Genomic DNA, 22,347 nt, shown 5'->3' with positions numbered 1-22,347 from the left:
TCCACGGCTCACCGCCACCTCCAGGAAGACCCCGGCCAGTTGTACGACCCATCGCGAACGGCACAGAGGAGCGTCATGAACCACCCGGACGACAAGACGAGCGAGGCCGCGGCGGCCGCCGCCCCGGACCGGCGGGTCGGCGGGCCCGGCACCCTGACGCCCGCCGAGCGGGAGCGGCTCACGCGCTGGTCCCACGGCCCCGTACGCGAACCGGCCGGGCTCTCCCTGCCGGAGCTGTTCGCGGCGCAGGCGGCCAGGACGCCCGACGCGCCCGCGGTCGTGTGCGAGGACGGCACGCTGTCGTACGCGGAACTCGACGCACGGGCGAACGGCCTGGCCCACCTGCTGGTGGAGCGCGGAGCGGGCCCGGGCCGCTTCGTCGGCATCCTGCTGCCCCGCACGACCCACCTGATGGTGGCGCTGCTCGCGGTGATGAAGTCCGGCGCGGCGTACGTGCCGGTCGACCCGGAATACCCGGCGGAGCGGATCGCCTACATCCTCGGCGACGCCGACCCGGCACTCGTCGTCACGCACAGCGACGTGGCAGCAGCCCTGCCCGCCCTCCCCGTGCTCCCCGTGCTCGTCCTGGACGAGACGGCGGACCGCCGCGCGGCGGCCCCGCCGGCGGTCACCGACCGGCTCCGGCAACCGGCGTACGCGATCTACACCTCGGGGTCGACCGGGCGCCCCAAGGGCGTCCTCGTCGGCCAGGCGGCGCTGGTCAACTTCCTCACCTCGATGGCCGAGTGGTTCCGGCTGGAGGAGGGCGACCGCTGGGCCGCGATGGCGTCGGTGGCGTTCGACATGGCCGGGCTGGACCTCTACCTGCCGATGATCTCCGGGGCCGCCGTGGTCCTCGTCGAGCGGGATACCGCGCGGGACCCGCGGGCCCTGGCCGCCCTCCTGGCCCGCCGACAGGTCACGATCGCGGAAGCCACCCCCAGCCTGTGGCGCGGGCTGGTGACGCAGGCCCCCGAGGCCCTGCGCGGCCTGCGGGTCGTCGTGGGCGGCGAAGCGCTGCCGGCGGACCTGGCCGCGCTCCTGCGGGAGTCGGCCGCCGACGTGACCAACCTCTACGGGCCGACCGAGACGACGATCTACTCGACGCGGGCGAAGGTCGGGGACCGGGTCGTCATCGGCCGTCCGATCGCCAACACCCTTGTGCGGGTGCTCGACGGCGGCCTGCAGCCGGTCCCGCCCGGAGTGACCGGAGAGCTGTACATCGCCGGCGACGGCCTCGCGCACGGGTACCGGAACAAGCACGCCATGACCGCCGAACGCTTCGTCGCGGACCCGTTCGGCGGCCCGGGCACCCGCATGTACCGCACAGGCGACCTCGCACGGTGGAACCATGACGGAGACCTGGAATACCTCGGCCGGACCGACGACCAGGTGAAGCTGCGCGGCTTCCGGATCGAGCTCGGCGAGATCGAGGCGGCGCTCCTAGGATCCCCTGCCGTCGCCCAGGCGGCGGTCGTGCTCCGCGAGGACGAGCCGGGCGACCAGCGCCTGGTCGGCTACGTCGTACCGGCCGGCACCGGCCTGCCGGACCCGGCGGAGCTGCGCGAGCAGGTGTCCGCCGTCCTCCCCGCGTACATGGTGCCGTCGGCGGTCGTGACGCTCCCCGCCCTCCCGCTCACCCCCAACGGCAAACTCGACCGCCGCGCCCTGCCGGCGCCGGAGTACCGGGCGTCCGCCGGCGGGCGCGCCCCGCGGACCGCGCAGGAGCAGGCCCTCGCCGGCCTGTTCGCGGACGTGCTGGGCGTCGGCGAGGTCACGATCGACGACGGCTTCTTCGACCTCGGCGGCCACTCCCTCCTGGCGACGCGGCTCGTCAGCAGGGCCAGGGCGGCCCTCGGCGTCGAGATCCCGGTCGGGATGGTGTTCGAGGCACCGACGGTGGCGGAGCTCGCCGGACGGCTCTCCGGTGCGGAGCGGGCGCGCCCGGCGCCGACCGCGCGGGTGCGCCCGGACGTACTGCCGCTGTCCTCGGCGCAGCACCGGCTGTGGTTCCTGGAACGCTTCGCGCAGCCTGCGGCCTACAACCTTCCTCTGGCGTTCCGGCTCCGGGGCCGGGTCGACGTCGGCGCCCTGCGGGCCGCGGTGGCGGACGTGGTGGGCCGCCACGAGGCGCTGCGGACGGTGTTCCCGGGGGCCGCCGGCGAGCCGCGCCAGCACATACTGCCCCCGCAGGATGCGCGCGTGGACGTCACCGTGGTGGAGTCGACGGAGGAGCAGCTGGCGGAGCATGTCGCCGAGGCGGCGTTCACCGGGTTCGACCTGGAACGGGACCTGCCGCTGCGGGTCACCCTGTTCAGCGTGGGCGACGCGGAGGGCGCGGAAGGCACGGAAGGCACTGAGGGCGCGGAAGGCACTGAGGGCGCGGAAGGCACTGAGTACGCCGAGTACGTGCTGCTGTTGACCCTGCACCACATTGCGAGCGACGGGTGGTCCGAGCGGCCGCTGTTCGAGGACCTGTCGGTGGCGTACCGGGCGCGGTGTGCGGGCGAGGCTCCGGCCTGGGAGCCGTTGCCGGTGCAGTACGCCGACTACACCCTCTGGCACCAGGAGCACCTGGAGCAAGTGCTGGGCGGCCAGCTCGCGTACTGGACGGGCACGCTCTCCGGCGCCCCGGAAGAGCTCGGCCTTCCCACCGACCGGCCCCGTCCGGCCGTCGCCGGTCACCGGGGCGGTGTGATCCGCTTCAGCCTGGACGCCGAGCTGCACGCGCAGTTGGACGACCTGGCCCGTCGGCACGGCGTGACCCTCTTCATGGTGCTGCAGGCGGGCCTCGCCGCGCTCCTGTCCCGGCTCGGCGCCGGCACCGTCATTCCCGTCGGCACCGTCGTCGCCGGACGGTCGGACGAGGCCCTGGACGACCTCGTCGGTTTCTTCGTCAACACGCTCGTGCTCCGCACGGACCTGGCGGGAGATCCGACGTTCGGCGAGCTGCTGGCGCGGGTCCGGGAGACCGACCTCGCAGCGTTCGCCCACCAGGACGTGCCGTTCGAGCGACTGGTCGAGGAGATCAACCCCGACCGGTCAGCGGCACGGCACCCCCTCTTCCAGACCATGCTCGTCCTCCAGAACAACTCGGAAGGCCGGCTCGATCTTCCGGAGCTGACCGCGGCCCGGGAGACCATCGAGGCGGCACCGGCGAAGTTCGACCTGAACTTCGCCTTCACCGAGGAGCGGGACAGCGCCGGCGCCCCGGGTGGCATCGACGGGGAGCTGGTGTTCGCGAGGGATCTCTTCGACCGGTCGTCGGCGCAGGCGATGGCCGATCGGCTGGTGCGCCTGCTGACCGGTGCTGCCGCTGACCCCGAGGCGACCGTGGGATCGGTCGAACTGCTCGCCGCCGACGAGCGGAACACGCTCGTGTCGGTGTGGAACGACACGGACAGGGTGGCGCCGGGAGTCCTGGATCGGACGCTCCACGAGGTCTTCGAGGAGCAGGCGCAGCAGGCTCCCGAGGGCGTTGCGCTGGTCTTCGGAGACGAGCACGTGACGTACGCCGAGCTCAACGAGCGGGCGGACCGACTCGTGCCGTGGCTGATGGACGCCGGCGCGGTGGTGGGTGTCCGCCTGGAGCGCGGGGTGGACATGGTGGTCGTCCTGCTGGCCGTGCTGAAGGCCGGTGCGGGATACACCCTGCTGGACCCGGAGTTCCCGGCCGAACGGGTGACAGGCGTCCTCACCGAAGCTGACGTGCACACAGTGGTCACCCGCACCGGTCTCTCCGATGTGCTCACTCGCCTGGACGTGTCGGCGGTGTGTCTCGACGCCCTGGCGGATGCCCCCAGTGCGGTCATGAGTCGGGTGCGTGACGTGCGGGCGGATGATGTGGCGTGTGTGATGTTCACGTCGGGCTCGACGGGACGCCCCAAGGGCGTCGCAGCGTCACACCGCGCTCTGCTGGGCACCTACCTTGGCCAGGACTACGCTGGCTTCGGTCCCAGTGAAGTGTTCCTGCAATGCTCACCCGTGTCCTGGGACGGCTTCGCACTGGAGCTGTTCGGCGCACTGCTGCACGGCGCAACGTGCGTCCTCCAGCCCGGACAGAGCCCCGAACCCGCCGCCATCGAGCACCTGGTGGCCGAGCACGGCGTCACCATGCTCCAGCTCTCCGCAAGCCTCTTCAACCACCTCGTCGACGAATACCCCAACGCCTTCCACGGCGTGCACGTCGCCTTCACCGGCGGAGAGGTGGGATCAGTCGCCCACGTCGCAAAGATCCTGGAACTCTTCCCCGGCCTCCGCGTGGGCAACGGCTACGGACCCGTCGAAAGCATGGGCTTCACCACCTGCCACACCATCACCCGCGACGACCTGACAGGGACGCAACTGCCCATTGGCCGCCCCATCGGCAACAAGCGCGCGTACGTAGTCGACGACAACCTGCGTCTCGTACCCGCCGGTGTCGTAGGTGAGCTCTACGTCGCCGGCGCGGGACTGGCGCGCGGGTACGTAAGCCGTCCGGGTCTGACGGCGGAGCGCTTCATCGCCTGCCCCTTCGGCGCCCCGGGCGAGCGCATGTACCGCACCGGAGACCTCGCCCGCTGGACCACCGACGGAACACTCGAATACATCGGCCGCGCCGACGACCAAATCAAGATCCGCGGCTTCCGCATCGAACCCGGCGAAATCGCCGCCACCCTCACCAACCACGAAACCATCGTCCAAGCCGCCGTCATCGCCCGCGAAGACCAGCCCGGCGACATCCGCCTCGTCGCCTACGCCGTCCCCGCCGAACACCACACACCCGACCCGGCGGAGCTACGCCGCTACGTGGCAGAACTCCTCCCCCGGCACATGGTCCCCGCTGCCGTCGTGTTCCTCGACGCCCTGCCGCTCACCGCGAACGGCAAGCTCGACCGCCGCGCCCTCCCCGCACCCCACTACACGGCATCGGCCGAAGGACGCCGGCCGCAAACCGAACAGGAACAGACCCTGGCCGGACTGTTCACCGAAATCCTCGGCATCGAGAACATCACCCTCGACGACAGCTTCTTCGACCTCGGCGGACACTCCCTCCTCGCCACCCGCCTCATCAGCCGCATCCGCACCACACTCGGCGCAGAACTCGGCATTCACGACCTCTTCCGGTATCCGACGGTCGCCGGAATCGCCGACCGGTTGCCTGCCGCACCGGGCGAGGTCCGCAGGGCACTGACAGCCCGGGCGCGTCCGGAGACGCTGAGGCTGTCGTCCGCGCAACAGCGGCTGTGGTACCTGGAGCGCTTCGAGAAGCAGGGCACGTACCAGGTTCCGCTCGCCTTCCGGCTGCGGGGCCGGGTGCATGTCGATGCTCTGCGGGCGGCGATCGGTGATCTGGTCGGCCGGCACGAGACGTTGCGTACGGTGTTCCCCGCCATCGACGGTCAGCCCTATCAGCGGATACTCGACGCCTGCGACGCCCACGTGGACTTCACGGTGCTGCAGTGCGCCGACGACGAGGAACTGACGCAGCGGCTCGGTGAGGCGGCGCTCGTCCCGTTCGCCCTGGAGCGGGAGATCCCGCTGAGAGTCACGCTGGCCACGGTGGGTGGCGCGGAGGACGCGGAGTCTGTGCTGCTCCTGACCCTGCACCACATTGCGAGCGACGGCTGGTCCGTGGAGCCGCTCCTCGACGACCTGGCGACCGCGTACCGGGCCCGGTGCGCAGGCGGCGCACCGCTCTGGGAGCCGCTGCCGGTGCAGTACGCCGACTACACCCTCTGGCACCAGGAACTCCTGGACGACGTCCTGGAAGACCAGCTCGCCTACTGGGCTGGGGCACTCTCCGGTGCGCCTCAGGAACTGGCACTCCCGACCGACCGCCCACGCCCTGCCGCAGCCAGTCACGCGGGCGGGCTGGTGGAGTTCGCGCTCGATGCCGACCTGCACACCCGTCTGGACGGCCTGGCCCGCCGCCACGGCACGACCCTGTTCATGGTGCTGCAAGCCGGCCTCGCCACCCTCCTGACCCGCCTCGGAGCCGGCACCGACATCCCTCTCGGCACCGTCGTCGCCGGACGCACCGACGAAGCACTCGACGGCCTCGTCGGCTTCTTCGTCAACACCCTCGTCCTCCGCACCGACACCTCCGGCAACCCGGCCTTCAGCGGCCTCCTCACACGGGTCCGCGACACCGATCTTGCCGCGTTCGCGCACCAGGACGCTCCGTTCGATCGCCTGGTGGAGGCAATCAACCCCGACCGCTCCAGCTCTCGCCACCCGCTCTTCCAGATCCTCCTCACCCTGCAGAACAATGCGGCCGGTGAACTGGAGTTGCCAGGCCTCGCGACGGCACGGGAACCGGTTCACGCGTCTCCGGCGAAGTTCGACCTGAACGTCGAGTTCGAAGAGAAGTGGGACTCCGAAGGACGGCCGGCGGGCATCCGCGGCGGTCTGGAGTTCGCCACGGACTTGTTCGACCAGTCGACCGTGCAGCTCCTCGCGGACCGGATGGTGCGCGTGTTGGAGGGGGTCGCCGACGCCCCGGAGACACCGATCGGGTCGTTGCGGGTATTCGAGTCGGTGGAGGCGGAGCAGGCCTGCCTGGCGCGAGCCGAACAGACACGGTCCGGGCTGGTGCAGGCGAAGACCGAGGATGCGGCGAGAGCCGAGCAGCCCGGTGTCCGTGGCCCGCGCTCGGCACAGGAAGAGATCCTCTGCGGTCTCTTCGCCGAGGTACTCGACACTCCTGTCGTCGGCATAGACGACAACTTCTTCGCCCTCGGCGGACACTCCCTCCTCGCCACACGTCTCATCAGTCGCGTCCGGTCGGTGCTGGGTGCCGAACTGGGCATCCGCGACCTCTTCCGCAACCCCACCGTGTCCGGAGTCGCCCAACGCCTCCAGGCAACGACGGGCAACGCCCGCACGGCACTCGTGGCACGAGTACGCCCCGAGGTGCTGCAGCCGTCCTCGGCCCAGCACCGTCTGTGGTTCCTCGAACGCTTCGAAAAGCAAGCCGCCGCCTACAATGCGCCCTTCGCCTACCGGCTCCACGGCCACATCGACGTGGAGGCCCTCCGAGCCGCAATAACAGATGTTGTCCACCGTCACGAAGCCCTCCGTACGACCTTCCCCGGCGTGGAAGGCGAGCCGCGCCAGCACGTACTGCCTCCGCAGGACGTGCGAGTGGACTTCACTGTGGAGCAGTGCACGGAGGAGCAGCTCCCGGAACGGGTGTCGGCAGCGGCCTTCGCCGGGTTCGACCTGGAGAAGTCGCTCCCGCTGCGGGTTGCGCTCTTCGTCACCGGCAAGGACGACTGCACCCTGCTGCTGACGCTGCACCACATCGCGAGCGACGGCTGGTCCCAGCGCCCCCTCATGGACGACCTGTCGGTGGCGTACCGGTCACGGTGTGCGGGCGAGGCTCCGGCGTGGGAGCCGTTGCCGGTGCAGTACGCCGACTACACCCTCTGGCACCGGGAACTCCTGGACGAGGTACTCGACGACCAGCTCGCGTACTGGACGGACACTCTCGCCGGCGCCCCGCAAGAGCTCGACCTTCCGACCGACCGCCCCCGGCCGGCCGTCGCCGGTCACCAGGGTGACGCGGTCCACTTCGACTTGGACGCCGAACTGCATGCGCGGCTGGACGACCTGGCCCGTCGGCACGGCGTGACCCTCTTCATGGTGCTGCAGGCGGGCCTCGCCGCACTCCTGTCCCGCCTTGGAGCCGGAACCGACATCCCCGTCGGCACCGTCGTCGCGGGCCGCTCGGACGAGGCCCTTGACGACCTCGTCGGCTTCTTCGTCAACACGCTCGTGCTCCGCACGGACGTGTCCGGCGACCCTGCGTTCGGTGAGCTGCTGACACGGGTCCGCGAGACGGACCTCGCAGCGTTCGCCCATCAGGACGTGCCCTTCGAGCGACTGGTCGAGGAGCTCAACCCCGACCGGTCAGCGGCACGACACCCCCTCTTCCAGACCATGCTGGTCATGGAGAACAACGCGGAAGGCCGGCTCGACCTGCCCGGAGCGTCGGCCGAGCCTCACCGGGTCGAGGAGACCCGGGCCAAGTTCGATCTGAACTTCACTTTTACGGAAGAGCGGAGCGGTGCCGGCCACCCGACGGGCATCCGCGGGGAGCTTGTTTTCGCGACGGAGCTCTTCGACCGGTCCTCGGCGCAGGCGATGGCCGATCGTCTGGCGCGCCTGCTGACGAGAGCGGCCGCGGATCCTGCGGCTCCCATCAGCTCCTTCGCATTGCTGAACGCCGGTGAGCAGCGTCGCATCGTGTCGGTGTGGAACGACACGGACCGGGTGGCGCCGGGAGCCCTGGACCGGACGCTCCATGAGGTCTTCGAGGAGCAGGCACAGCAGGCGCCGGACGCCACAGCGCTGGTCTTCGAAGGCATACGTGTCACCTACGCGGAACTGAACGAGCGGGCCGACCGGCTCGTGCCGCGGCTGGTGGGTGGCGGCGCGATCATCGGCATCCGCCTGGAGCGCGGAGTGGACATGGTGGTCGCCCTGCTGGCCGTACTGAAGGCCGGTGCGGGATATACCCTGCTGGACCCGGAGTTCCCGGCCGAACGGGTGGCAGGCGTCCTCACCGAAGCTGACGTGCGCACAGTGGTCACGCGTACTGGCCTCTCTGATGCGCTCACTCGCCTGGACGTCTCGGCGGTGTGTGTCGACGCCCTGGCTGATGCACCGAGCAACACCGTGGTCCGTGATGCGCGTGCGGATGATGTGGCGTGCGTGATGTTCACGTCGGGCTCGACGGGACGCCCCAAGGGCGTCGCAACGTCACACCGCGCTCTGCTGGGCACCTACCTCGGCCAGGACTACGCCGACTTCGGCCCCAGTGAAGTGTTCCTGCAATGCTCACCCGTCTCCTGGGACGGCTTCGCACTGGAACTCTTCGGTGCCCTTCTCCACGGCGCAACGTGCGTCCTCCAGCCCGGACAGAGCCCCGAACCCACCGCAATCGAGCACCTGGTGGCCAAGCACGGCGTCACCATGCTCCAGCTCTCCGCAAGCCTCTTCAACCACCTCGTCGACGAATACCCCAACGCCTTCCACGGCGTGCACGTCGCCTTCACCGGCGGAGAAATCGGATCAGTCGCCCACGTCGCAAAGATCCTGGAACTCTTCCCCGGCCTCCGCGTGGGCAACGGCTACGGACCCGTCGAAAGCATGGGCTTCACCACCTGCCACACCATCACCCGCGACGACCTGACAGGGACGCAACTGCCCATTGGCCGCCCCATCGGCAACAAACGCGCCTACGTCATGGACAGTGGTCTCCACCTGCTGCCGGCAGGCGTCGTAGGCGAGCTCTACGTCGCCGGCGCGGGACTGGCGCGCGGGTACGTAAGCCGTCCGGGCCTGACGGCAGAGCGCTTCGTCGCCTGCCCCTTCGGCGCCCCCGGTGAGCGCATGTACCGCACCGGAGACCTCGCCCGCTGGACCACCGACGGAACACTCGAATACATCGGCCGAGCCGACGACCAAATCAAAATACGCGGCTTCCGCATTGAACCCGGCGAAATCGCCGCCACCCTCACCGGCCACGAAGCCATCGTCCAAGCCGCCGTCATCGCCCACGAAGACCAGCCCGGCGACGTACGACTCATCGCCTACGCCGTCCCGGCGGAACAACACACACCCGACCCGGCGGAACTGCGCCGCCACCTCGCCGCCCTACTCCCCCGCCACATGGTCCCCGCCACCATCGTGTTCCTCGACGCCCTGCCCCTCACCCCGAACGGCAAACTCGACCGCCACGCCCTCCCCGCACCCCACTACACGGCATCGGCCGAAGGACGCCGGCCGCAAACCGAACAGGAACAGACCCTGGCCGGCCTGTTCACCGAAATCCTCGGCATCGAGAACATCACCCTCGACGACAGCTTCTTCGACCTCGGCGGACACTCCCTCCTCGCCACACGCCTTATCAGCCGCATCCGCACCACACTCGGTACAGAGCTGGGTATCCGCGACCTCTTCGACGCCCCGACCGTCGCCGGCCTGGTGCAACGACTCGACAGCGCGGCCGCCGCGCGCCCAGCCCTCCGCACAGCACAACGCCCCGAGCCCCTACCCCTGTCCTCAGCCCAGCACCGCCTCTGGTTCCTCGAACGCTTCGAAAAGCAGGCCACCTACAACGCGCCCTTCGCCTACCGACTCCATGGCCACATCAACATCCCGGCCCTCCAATCGGCCATCAACGACGTCATCACCCGCCACGAAGCGCTCCGCACCACCTTCCCCGCCACCAACGGCCAACCCCGGCAGCACATCCTCGACACGGATGCCGCCTACGTGAACCTCACCGTGACGGCGTGCACAGAGGAACAGCTCGCAGATCGGATATCGGCAACAGCATTCACCCCGTTCGACCTGGAAACGGAAATCCCCCTCCGAGCCACATTGTTCACCCTCGGCAACGAAGCCGAACCCGAGCTCGGACCCGCATCCGTGCTCGTCCTCGCCCTCCACCACATCGCCAGCGACGGCTGGTCCGAGCGACCACTCCTCAACGACCTCGCCACCGCATACCAAGCACGCTCCACAGGAAACCCCCCGCCCTGGGAACCACTGCCGGTCCAATACGCCGACTACACCCTCTGGCACCAGCAAATCCTGGACGACGTCCTGGAAGACCAGCTCGCCTACTGGGCGGAGACGCTCGCCGGCGCACCCCAGGAACTGGCACTCCCGGCCGACCGCCCACGCCCCGTCGTAGCCGACCATGCAGGCGGGCTGGTGGAGTTCACTCTCGATGCCGGCCTGCACACCCGCCTGGACGACCTGGCCCGCCGCCACGGCGCCACCCTCTTCATGGTCCTGCAGACCGCCTTGGCCGCCCTCCTCTCCCGTATGGGCGCGGGCAGTGACGTCCCGCTCGGCACTGTCGTCGCCGGACGGTCGGACGAGGCCCTGGACGACCTCGTCGGCTTCTTCGTCAACACCCTCGTCCTCCGCACGGACCTGTCCGGCGATCCGTCCTTCACCGAACTCCTCGCACGCGTCCGCGAAACCGACCTCGGCGCCTTCGCCCACCAGGACGTCCCCTTCGAGCGCCTCGTGGAAGCGATCAACCCCGACCGGACCAGCTCACGCCATCCGCTCTTCCAGACCATGCTCGTCCTCCAGAACAACACCGAAGGCGAGCTGGTTCTCCCCGGGCTCACGGTGGAAGCCGAGCCCTTCGGTTCGGTCCTCTCGAAATTCGACCTCGACTTCACTTTCGTGGAGGACCGCAGCAGTGCCGGGCTCCCCCTCGGCATCAGGGGAACGGTGCTGTTCGCCACGAGCCTGTTCGACCGGGCGACGGCGCAGCTGATGGCGGATCGGCTGCAGCTGGCCCTCGAAGCTGCGGCGGCGGATCCGGACTCTCCCATCGGATCGCTGCGGGTATTCGAGTCGGTGGAGGCGGAGCGGGCCTGCCTGGCACGAGCCGAGCAGCTACGGTCCGCGCTCGCGGCCGGCGAGGACGGAGCCGAAGAGGAGGCGAAGACGAAGGCCGAGCGGTCCGAGCGGCTCGGTACGCGGGGCCCTCGCTCGGCACAGGAGGAAATCCTCTGCGGCCTCTTCGCCGAGGTACTCGGCACTCCCGTCGTCGGAACGGAAGACAACTTCTTCGCCCTCGGCGGGCACTCCCTCCTCGCCACACGCCTCATCAGCCGCATCCGCACCGTACTCGGCGCAGAACTCGGCATCCGCGACCTCTTCCGCAACCCCACCGTGTCCGCAGTCGCCCAACGACTGCGTACAGCGACAGACGACGCCCGCACAGCTCTCACGGCACGAGAACGCCCCGAGGTGCTCCCGCTCTCCTCGGCACAACACCGCCTGTGGTTCCTCGAACGATTCGAGAAGCAAGCCACCTACAACGCGCCCTTCGCCTACCGGCTCCACGGCCACGTCAACGTGCAGGCCCTCCGAGCCGCAGTAGCAGACGTCGTCAGCCGCCACGAGGCACTCCGCACGATCTTCCCCACAGTCGAGGGCGAACCGCAGCAGCTGGTCCTGGACACCGACGACTTGCCCATGGACTTCACGGTGCTGGAGTGCCCGGAGGAGCAGCTCGCGGAGCGGATCGCGGAGGCGGCTTTCGCGGCGTTCGATCTGACGACGGCGCTCCCGATTCGGATCGCGCTGTTCCGCCTCGGTGAGAGCGAGTCCATGCTCGTCCTCACGCTGCACCACATCGCGAGCGACGGCTGGTCCGAGCGGCCACTGTTCGAGGACTTGGCCACGGCGTACCGGGCGCGGTGCGCGGGTGAGGCTCCGGTGTGGGAGCCGTTGCCGGTGCAGTACGCCGACTACACCCTCTGGCACGAGGAACTCCTGGGCGAGGTGCTGGACGACCAGCTCGCCTACTGGCGGCGGACCGTGGCCGGCATGCCCCAGGAACTGGACATCCCCACGGACCGGCCCCGGCCTCCTGCGGCGAGCCACGAGGGCGGTCTCGTCGAGTTCGAGCTCAAGGCCGGCCTGCACGCCCGCCTGGAAAACCTGGCCCGCAGGCAAGGCGTGACCCTCTTCATGGTGCTGCAGGCAGGCCTCGCCGCGCTCCTGTCCCGGCTCGGCGCCGGCACCGACATCCCCCTCGGCACCGTCGTCGCCGGACGGTCGGACGAGGCCCTGGACGACCTCGTCGGCTTCTTCGTCAACACCCTCGTCCTCCGCACGGACCTGTCCGGCGATCCGTCCTTCACCGAACTCCTCACGCGCATCCGCGACACCGACCTCGCTGCCTACACCCACCAGGACATTCCCTTCGAGCGCCTCGTCGAGGAGATCAACCCTGACCGGTCGGCGGCCCGGCACCCGCTCTTCCAGGTCATGCTCGTGCTCCAGAACAACGCCGAAGGAAGCATCGCGCTCGATGACCTGACCGTGGAGTCGGAGTCGGTCGGTTCGATTCCGGCGAAGTTCGATCTGAACTTCGCCTTCGTGGAGCAGCAGGATGCTGCCGGGCATCCGTCCGGAATCCGTGGGGACCTGTTGTTCGCGACGGATCTCTTCGACCGGTCGTCGGCGCAGGCGATGGCGGATCGGCTGGTGCGCCTGCTGACCGGTGCTGCCGCTGACCCCGAGGCGACCGTGGGATCGGTCGAGCTGCTCGGCTCCGACGAGCGGAAGACGATCGTGTCGGTGTGGAACGACACGGACCGGGTGGCGCCGGAAGTTCTGGATCGGACGCTCCACGAGGTCTTCGAGGAACAGGTACGGCACACTCCCGAGGCCGTTGCGCTGGTCTTCGGAGACGAGCGCGTGACATACGCCGAGCTGAACGAGCGGGCCGACCGGCTCGTGCCGTGGCTGGTGGACGCGGGCGCGGTCATCGGCATCCATCTTGAGCGCGGGGTGGACATGGTGGTGGCACTCCTGGCCACCCTCAAAGCCGGCTCCGGATACACCTTGCTGGACCCGGAATTCCCCGCCGAACGGGTGGCGAGCGTCCTCTCCGAGGCAGATGTGCGGTTGGTGATCACCCGCACCCGACTCCACGGGGCGTTTTCTGCTCTCGGCGCCGCGACCGTGTGCGTCGATGCGCTGACCGAGCAGCCCGGCACGGCAACCCGAGTCCATGATGTGCGTGCGGATGATGTGGCGTGCGTGATGTTCACTTCGGGCTCGACAGGGCGCCCGAAGGGTGTCGCCTCGTCGCACCGTGCCCTGCTGGGCACCTACCTCGGCCAGGACTACGCCGACTTCGGCCCCAGTGAAGTGTTCCTGCAATGCTCACCCGTCTCCTGGGACGGCTTCGCACTGGAACTCTTCGGTGCCCTTCTCCACGGCGCGACATGCGTCCTCCAGCCCGGACAGAGCCCCGAACCCGCCGCCATCGAGCACCTGGTGGCCGAGCACGGCGTCACCATGCTCCAGCTCTCCGCAAGCCTCTTCAACCACCTCGTCGACGAGTACTCCGACGCCTTCCGCGGCATACGCATCGCCTTCACCGGCGGAGAAGCCGGATCGGTCGCCCACGTAGCCAAGGTGCTGGAACTCTTCCCCGGCCTGCGCGTGGGCAACGGCTACGGACCCGTCGAAAGCATGGGCTTCACCACCTGCCACACCATCACCACCCACGACCTCACGGCAAGCCAACTCCCCATCGGCCGCCCCGTCGGCAACAAGCGGGCCTATGTCCTGGACCGCAGACTGCACCCGGTCCCGGCGGGCGTCGTAGGCGAGGTGTATGTCGCCGGCGCAGGACTGGCGCGCGGGTACGTAAGCCGTCCGGGTCTGACGGCGGAGCGCTTCATCGCCTGCCCCTTCGGCGCCCCCGGTGAGCGCATGTACCGCACCGGAGACCTCGCCCGCTGGACCACCGACGGAACACTCGAATACATCGGCCGCGCCGACGACCAGGTCAAGATCCGCGGCTTCCGCATCGAGCCAGGGGAAATCGCCGCGGCCCTCACCGGCCACGAAGCCGTCGTCCAGGCCGCCGTCATCGCCCGCGAGGACCGGCCCGGCGACGTACGACTCGTCGCCTACGCCGTCCCCGCCGAGCACCACACACCCGACCCCGAAGAACTGCGGCGCTACACAGCTGCCCTGCTCCCTCGCCACATGGTTCCCACCGCAGTCGTCCTCCTCGACGCCCTGCCCCTCACCGCGAACGGCAAGCTCGACCGCCACGCCCTCCCCGTACCCGAGGTCCGAAGTGAGGTGGGTGGTCGCGGGCCGCGTTCCGTTACGGAGGAGATCCTGTGCGGGATCTTCGCGGAGGTTCTGTCGATCCCGGCTGTGGGTATCGACGACGACTTCTTCGTCCTGGGCGGTCACTCGCTCCTGGCGACGCGGCTCATCAGCCGGATCCGCACCGCACTCGGCGCAGAACTCGGCATCCGTGACCTCTTCGACGCCCCGACCGTCGCCGGCCTGGTGCAACGACTCGACGGCGCGGCCGCCGCACGCCCAGCCCTCCGCACAGCACAACGCCCAGAGCCCCTGCCCCTGTCCTCAGCCCAGCACCGCCTCTGGTTCCTCGAACGCTTCGAACAGCAAGCCACCTACAACGCACCCTTCGCCTACCGACTCCACGGCCACATCAACGTGCCCGCCCTGCAAGCAGCGCTCAACGACGTCATCACCCGCCACGAAGCACTCCGCACCACCTTCCCCGCCACCAACGGCCAACCCCGGCAGCACGTGCTGTCTCCCCAGGAGGTACATCTGAAGCTCACGGTGGCGGCGTGCGGAGAGGAACAGCTCGCGGAGCGCATCTCGGAAACAGCGTTCGCCCCGTTCGACCTGGAGACGGAAATCCCCCTCCGAGCCACGCTGCTCACCCTCATCGCCAAAACCACCATCACGTCCGAGCCCGAGACCGAGACCGAGACCGAAACCGATCCTGAATCCGTGCTCGTCCTCGCCCTCCACCACATCGCCAGCGACGGCTGGTCCGAGCGACCGCTCCTCAACGACCTCGCCACCGCATACCAAGCACGCTCCACAGGAAACCCCCCGCCCTGGGAACCACTGCCGGTCCAATACGCCGACTACACCCTCTGGCAGCGGGACCTGCTCACCGAAATCGTCGACGATCAGCTCGCCTACTGGACGAAGACGCTCGCCGGCGCACCCCAGGAACTGGCACTCCCGACCGACCGCCCACGCCCTGCCGCAGCCAGTCACGCGGGCGGGCTGGTGGAGTTCGCACTCGATGCCGACCTGCACACCCGCCTGGACGGCCTGGCCCGTAGGCAAGGCGTGACCCTCTTCATGGTGCTGCAAGCCGGCCTCGCCACCCTCCTGACCCGCCTCGGAGCCGGCACCGACATCCCCCTCGGCACCGTCGTCGCCGGACGCACCGACGAAGCACTCGACGGCCTCGTCGGCTTCTTCGTCAACACCCTCGTCCTCCGCACCGACACCTCCGGCAACCCCGCCTTCACCGAGCTCCTCGCACGCGTCCGCGACACCGACCTCGGCGCCTTCGCCCACCAGGACGTCCCCTTCGAGCGACTGGTCGAGGAGATCAACCCCGACCGGTCAGCGGCACGCCACCCTCTCTTCCAGACCATGCTCGTCCTCCAGAACAACACCGAAGGAACCGTGGACCTGGAGGGGCTGGCCCTGGAAGCCGAGCCGTTCGGGGCGGGCGCGCCCAAGTTCGACCTCGACTTCACCTTCTCCGAGGGGCGCGACGCCACCGGGACTCCGACGGGGATCAGTGGTTCGGTGGCGTTCGCCGCGGACCTGTTCAGCCGGGCGTCCGCCTGCTCGATGGCGGACCGGCTGCGGCTGATCCTCGAAGGCGTAGCGGCGGATCCGGAAGTCCCCATCGGCGCCGTCGAGCTGCTGGGTGCCGGCGAGCGGGACCGCATCGTCACCGGCTGGAACGACACCGTTCGCGCCCTGCCGGACGCCCGGCTGCTGCCCGAGGTCTTCGAGGGCAATGCGCAGCGGACGCCGGGGGCGACCGCCTTGGTGGCCGACGGTACGGCCGTCACCTTCGCGGAGCTGAACGCGCGGGCGAACCGGCTGGCCCGGTTGTTGCTCGGCACGGGGGTGGGCCCCGGTGGCCCCGTGGCGGTGCTGCTGCCGCGCTCGGCCGAGCTCGTCGTGGCGCAGCTGGCCGTCATGAAGGCCGGTGCCTGCTACGTCCCGGTCGATCCGGAGTACCCGGCCGACCGCATCGGGCTGATGCTGGCCGATGCCGTGCCGTCCGTCCTGCTCACCGACGTCCACGGGGCCGAGAGACTGACACCGGTTCCCGGGGAGCCGACCGTGCCGACCGTGGTGCTGCGGCTGGACGACCCCACTGTCCGCGACTCCGTGGACCGGCAGCCGGGCGGCAACCTCGCGCCCGGCGAGCGCACCGCGCCGCTGAGCCCCGGCGACCCTGCATACATCGTCTACACCTCGGGGTCGACGGGCCGTCCGAAGGGCGTACTGGTCGAGCACCGGGCCCTGACCAACCTCTTCCACCAGCACATCGGTGCCGTGTACGCGGACGCACACGAACATGTACACTCACCGGCGGTTCCGGACGGGCGTCCCCTGCGTGCCGCGCTGACGGGGGCGACGACCTTCGACGCCGCGTGGAGCCCGCTGCTCTGGATGGTGGCCGGTCACGAGCTGCACCTCGTGGACGACGAGACGCGCCGTTCGCCCGAGGCCCTGGTCGCGTACGCCGCGGCGGCGGGCATCGACTACATGGAGATGACACCGACGTACTGCCGGCAGCTGCTGGAGCTGGGGCTGCTCGCGGACGACCGGCCTTCCCGCCCCTCCTTCCTGGAGATCGGCGGCGAGGCGGTGGACGAGGCGCTGTGGTCGGAGCTCGGCCGGGCATCGGGCACGGTCACGTACAACACCTACGGCCCCACCGAGTGCACGGTCTACACCACGTACGCGCGGGTGGACGGGCACGAGCGCCCGGTCATCGGACGGCCGCTCGGCAACCACCGGGCCTACGTGCTGGATGCGGGGCTGGGTGTGGTGCCTGCCGGTGTGGTCGGCGAGCTGTACATCGCGGGCGCGGGACTGGCGCGCGGGTACGTGAACCGTGCGGGTCTGACGGCGGAGCGTTTCGTCGCCTGTCCCTTCGGCGCCCCCGGTGAGCGCATGTACCGCACCGGAGACCTCGCCCGCTGGACCTCTGATGGCGTCCTGGAATACATAGGCCGCGCCGACGACCAGATCAAGATCCGCGGCTTCCGTATCGAACCCGGCGAAATCGCCGCCGCTCTCACCGGCCACGAAGCCGTCGTCCAGGCCGCCGTCATCGCCCGCGAAGACCGGCCCGGCGACGTACGACTCGTCGCCTACGCCGTCCTCGGGCAAGAGCCCGGGCAGGAACCCGGGCAGGACACTGCGCTCGCGGTCGGACCGGCTGATCTGCACCGGTACCTGTCCGGGCTGCTGCCGCGGCACATGGTTCCGGGGGCGGTCGTCGTCCTGGACGCGTTGCCGATGACCCCGCACGGGAAGCTCGATCACCGCGCGCTGCCGGCACCGGAGGCCGGGGGCGAGCCGGGCGGGCGCGGTCCGCGCTCCGTCGAGGAGCGGGTGCTGTGCGAGGTGTTCGCCGAGGTCCTGTCCGTCCCGGCCGTCGGCATCGATGACGACTTCTTCCTCCTGGGCGGGCACTCCATCAAGGCCGCCCAGCTGGTCAGCCGGGCCCGTACGGCGCTCGGCGCGGAGATCGGCATCCGTGACCTGTTCGACGCGCCGACCGTCGCGGGCCTGGCCGAACGGCTGGCCGCCGGGGGCGGTCACGACCCGCTCTCCGCGCTGCTGCCCCTGCGCAAGGGGACGAATGGCGGAGACGGGGACCGGGACCGGGACAGTAGTGGGAACGGGAACGGGGGCACGGCATCCGCGCCGCTCTTCTGCGTCCATCCCGCGGCCGGCATCAGCTGGGTCTACTCCGGGCTGCTGCGTCACCTGGATCCGAGCCGAGCCGTCTACGGCCTCCAGGCCCGCGGTCTCACCGATGAGACCGCGGCGCCGCGGAGCGTCGAGGAGATGGCGAAGGACTACCTGGCCTCGATCCGGTCCGTGCAGCCGCACGGCCCGTACGCGCTGCTCGGCTGGTCCTTCGGCGGCATCGTGGCGCACGAGCTGGCCGTCCGCCTGCAGGAGGAAGGTGAGGAGGTGACGGCCCTCGTCCTGATGGACAGCTACCCGAACGGGCCCGCCGACGCTCCCGCCGCTACGAGCCCGGAACTTCCGGGCCTGCAGAACCCCCGGGACCCCGCCACCGTGCTGGCGGTCTTCGAGTCGCTGGGCCACGATCCGGACGCGGCCGCGGCGCCCGACAGCCCGCTCGCGCTGCTGGGCGCGGGGAAGCTGGAGGCGGTGACGCGCGTCTTCACGGAGAACGCGGCGATGCAGGACGCCTTCACGCCCCGGACCTTCCGGGGGGACGTGCTCCTGATCGAGGCCACCGAGGGAAAGCCGGAGGAGGCGCTCAAGCCCGACGCGTGGGCGGCCCATGTGACGGGAGAGGTGCACGTGTACCAAGTGGCGGGGCTCCACGGTGAGCTGACCCAACCTGTTCACCTGGCCGCCTTCGGCCCGGTCGTCGCCGCCTGGTGCGGCGGGGAACGGCAGCCGTAGCGAGGCGGGCGGTGGTGCCGTCGGCCGGCTGGGGCGTCCGGTCAGCCGGCCGACGGCCCGGGGCGGTATCCCCGGTTCCCGTCGAGGCGGTACCCCGTGCCCGGGTCTCGGTAGTGTCCCGGGGCCGGGTCGAGGCAGTGGCCCGGGTCCGGGTCCGGGTCCGGGTCCGGGTCCGGGTCCGGGTCCGGGTCGCGATGGTGTCCCGGGCCCCCGCCCAGGCGGTGTCCCGCCTCCCGGTCCGGACGGTGTCCCGCCTCCCGGTCCGGGCGGTACGACGCACCCCCGTCATGGCGGTGTCCTGCATCCTGGCCCGGGCGGGATCCCGGGTCCGGGGCCGAGGCCGGGGGCGGGGCCGCAGTCGCAGCCGGGGCCGGGGCCGGATCCGGACGGTGGCCCGCTTCGTGTCCGGCGGTGCCGAGCCCCAGTTCGTACTGGAGACTGGCCGCCGCGGCGAAGTGTTCCTCCGCCGCCCCGTCCCCGACCGCGCGCAGGGCCCTGCCGAGCACCCGGTGGCTGCGCGCCATGAGCAGGTTCTCCTGGGCCAGGAGGGCCGCGGAGAGGGCCTGGGAGGCCTCCTCCAGGGCGGCGGCGGTGTCCCCCGTGGCCAGCAGGGTCTCGGCCAGCCGGTAGCGGCACTCCGCCTCGGTCCGGATCCGGCCGCTGACCCGTATCCGCTCGAGGACGTCACCGTAGAGCCGCGCCGCGTGCGTGTACTGCCGCTCCTGGAAGTAGCTCTCGGCCTCTGCCAGGCGTACGGCGAACAACGACTCGCGGTCGCCGCTCCTGGTGAACTCGGTTGCGAGGGCCCGGCATTCCTTCCTGATGCGGGTGAGGTCCATGCGGCGGCGGGGGTCGCGGACCTCGATGCGCAGCAGGACCGTGCGCCTCCGCTGCACGAGTCCGTGGTCGCCCGTCGTCTCGGCCAGGGACACCGCTCGTCGGCCGTAGTGGCGTGCGGAGTCGAAGTGGCCGCACTGCAGGTGCAGGTCGGACAGCATCGACAGGGCGAACAGGACGCAGAGGAAGCGCCGGGCGCCGTCGGTGAGGGTGGGCGAGTCCCCGAGGTAGTCGAGTACCCGGGTCAGGTAGTGCTCGGCGCGGCTGGACGAGGCCCGGTTGCGGTGGAGCACTCCGGCCGCGTAGTAGGCCGTGCCGGTCACGTCCTCGTCGCAGCAGCGTTCGGCCGCGGGGACGAGCTCCATGGCCGCGCGTACCGCGACCGCCAGGGGCAGCGTCTCCTCGAAGGCGGGGAGCAGGGCGAGGATGTCCACGCCGTGGGCGACGGCGTCCGGGGAGCCGGTGGTCGCGGCCTGTTCGGCCAGTGCGGCGAGTGTCGGCACCTCGCGGCGCACCCATTCGACGGCCTCGGCCCGTACGCTCAGGTCGGCGCCCCGGGAGCGTCGTGGATGGGCTTCGCGCGTCAGCGGGCCGCCCAGCGGGTGGGTGGCCCGTACGGCGTTGACGATGCAGGCGGCGGCGTGGTCGACCGCCCGGAGGACGGCGTCGAGGCGCTCGTCCTCGGTCAGTTCGGCGTGCGCCTTGCATCGGGCGTAGACGCCGACCAGGTCGTGGTAGCGGAAGCGGCCGGGGGCCGGTGACTCCAGCAGCGCGGCGTCCACGAGGGTCTCCAGGACCGTCTCGGCGTCCAGCTCCGGCAGGCACAGGACCGCTGCCGCGGAGGAGACGCCCCAGTCGAGGCTGTGCGGCAGGGAGAGCATCAGGAACGCCCGGGTCTGCTCCGGATTCAGCTGGGCGAACGACAATTCGAAGGCCGCTTCGACGGACAGGTCCTCCACGCGGAGCTCGCGCAGCAGCCGGACCTCGTCCGAGAGCCGGGAGACCATTTCCGCGACCGTCCAGGACGGCCGGGCCGCCAGCCGGGCCGCGGTGACCCTCAGTGCGAGCGGCAGGTGGCCGCACGCGCGCGCCAGGGCCGAGGCCGACTGCGGTTCGCGCTCCATCCGGGCCTGCCCGGCGAGCCGGCTCAGCAGGGCGAAGGCGTCCGCGCCGCTGAGCCCTCCCAGGGGAAGCCGGAGCGTGGCGGGTATGGAGGCGAGGGCGCGGGCCGTGACGAGGACGGCGGTGTGCGGCGCACCGGGCAGCAGGGGCCGGACCTGTTCGGCGCCGGCCGCGTTGTCCAGGACGATCAGCATCGAGCGGTCGAAGGCGAGGGTACGGAAGAGGGCTGCCCGGTCGTCGACCCGCGGGGGTATGCGGCCGGGCGGGACGGCCAGGGCGCTCAGGAAGCGTTCCAGGACGTCCGCCGGATCGTTCGGGGCCCCGTCCGCTCCGCGCAGCTCGGCGTACAACTGGCCGTCGGGGAAGTGCGATGCCACGGCGTGCGCGGCCCGAAGGGCCAGCGAGGTCTTCCCGACCCCTCCCATTCCGGTCACGACGGCCACAGCGTGGTCATCACCTTCGGTGAGCGCCGTGGTCAGCCGGGTGATCTCCTCGTCGCGTCCGACGAAGTCGGCGGGCGGCGGCGGGAGCTGGCGGGGGACGGTGTCGTCGGTCTTTTGGGTGTCGCCGGTTGCCGGGTCGGGCCTGCGGATGCCGACCGGTGCCGGGGCGGGGATCTCCAGGAGCGCGGGGTCCCCGGCGAGCACCGCCGCATGGAGCTCCTTGAGCTCCGATCCCGTGTCGATGCCCAGCTCCCCGGCGAACACCGTCCGGGCCCGGTCGTACGCGGCGAGGGCCTCGGCGCTGCGGCCGGACCGGTAGAGGGCCAGCATCAGCGTGATGTACAGCCGTTCCCGGTAGGGGTGGATCTCCAGGGCGGCGAGGACGCCGGGGATAGCGGCCATGTGCCGCCCGCACTGGAGCATGAGTTCCAGATGGCATTCGGTGGCCGTCGCCCGCTGTTCCTCCAAGGCGCGTCGCTGGGCGTCGGCGTAGGGGCCGGGCACGCCGGCGAGCGTCGATCCCTGCCACAGGCCCAGTGCCTCCTCCAGGAGGGTCACGGCCGTCGCGGGCGCTCCTCCCGTGATGGCCGGCCGGGCCTGCTCGACGAGGTCGACGAACCTCAGGGCGTCGACGGCCTCGCTCGGCAGCCGCAGCCGGTAGCCGCCGGCGACCGATTCGATGACCGACGCCGCACGGCCCGCCTCCGGCCGGACGGCCCCGGCCTCGCTGCCGGAGGCGGCGGAGGTGACGGAGGCGGCGGACGGATCGGCGGCGTCGATCCGCGATCGCAGGCGGTGGACGTAGTTGACGATCACGCGGCGTGCGGTGACGGGCGGTTCGTCGTCGTAGAGGTCGTCGACCAGCTGGTCGACGGACACGAGGTGCCCGGCCCGCAGCGCCAGGGCGGTGAACACG

General features: G+C 70.6%; 2 protein-coding genes. One reads left to right on the top strand and one right to left on the bottom strand.

From position 1 onward, the window contains the following. Positions 1-75: 75 nt before the first annotated feature. Positions 76-19,029, top strand: a complete 18,954-nt coding sequence (locus tag NQU55_RS15490) for a non-ribosomal peptide synthase/polyketide synthase (RefSeq protein ID WP_256790725.1) — start codon at positions 76-78, stop codon at positions 19,027-19,029. A 41-nt stretch (positions 19,030-19,070) separates the two neighbouring features. On the opposite strand, the gene NQU55_RS15485 is transcribed toward NQU55_RS15490, so the two are convergent. Continuing rightward, entirely contained in the window at positions 19,071-22,346 is a 3,276-nt protein-coding gene (locus NQU55_RS15485; RefSeq protein WP_256790724.1) for an AfsR/SARP family transcriptional regulator, read from the bottom strand. Between the last annotated feature and the right edge of the window lies 1 nt (position 22,347).

This window comes from Streptomyces telluris (assembly GCF_024519335.1).
Taxonomy (GTDB): domain Bacteria; phylum Actinomycetota; class Actinomycetes; order Streptomycetales; family Streptomycetaceae; genus Streptomyces; species Streptomyces telluris.
The sequence above is the reverse complement of the archived record's forward strand: the minus strand, read 5'-3'. Positions and strand labels throughout refer to the sequence as shown.

Excerpts from the sequence above, each read along its gene's own strand:
- NQU55_RS15490 (WP_256790725.1), top strand. The coding sequence starts at position 76 with ATGAACCACCCGGACGACAAGACGAGCGAGGCCGCGGCGGCCGCCGCC.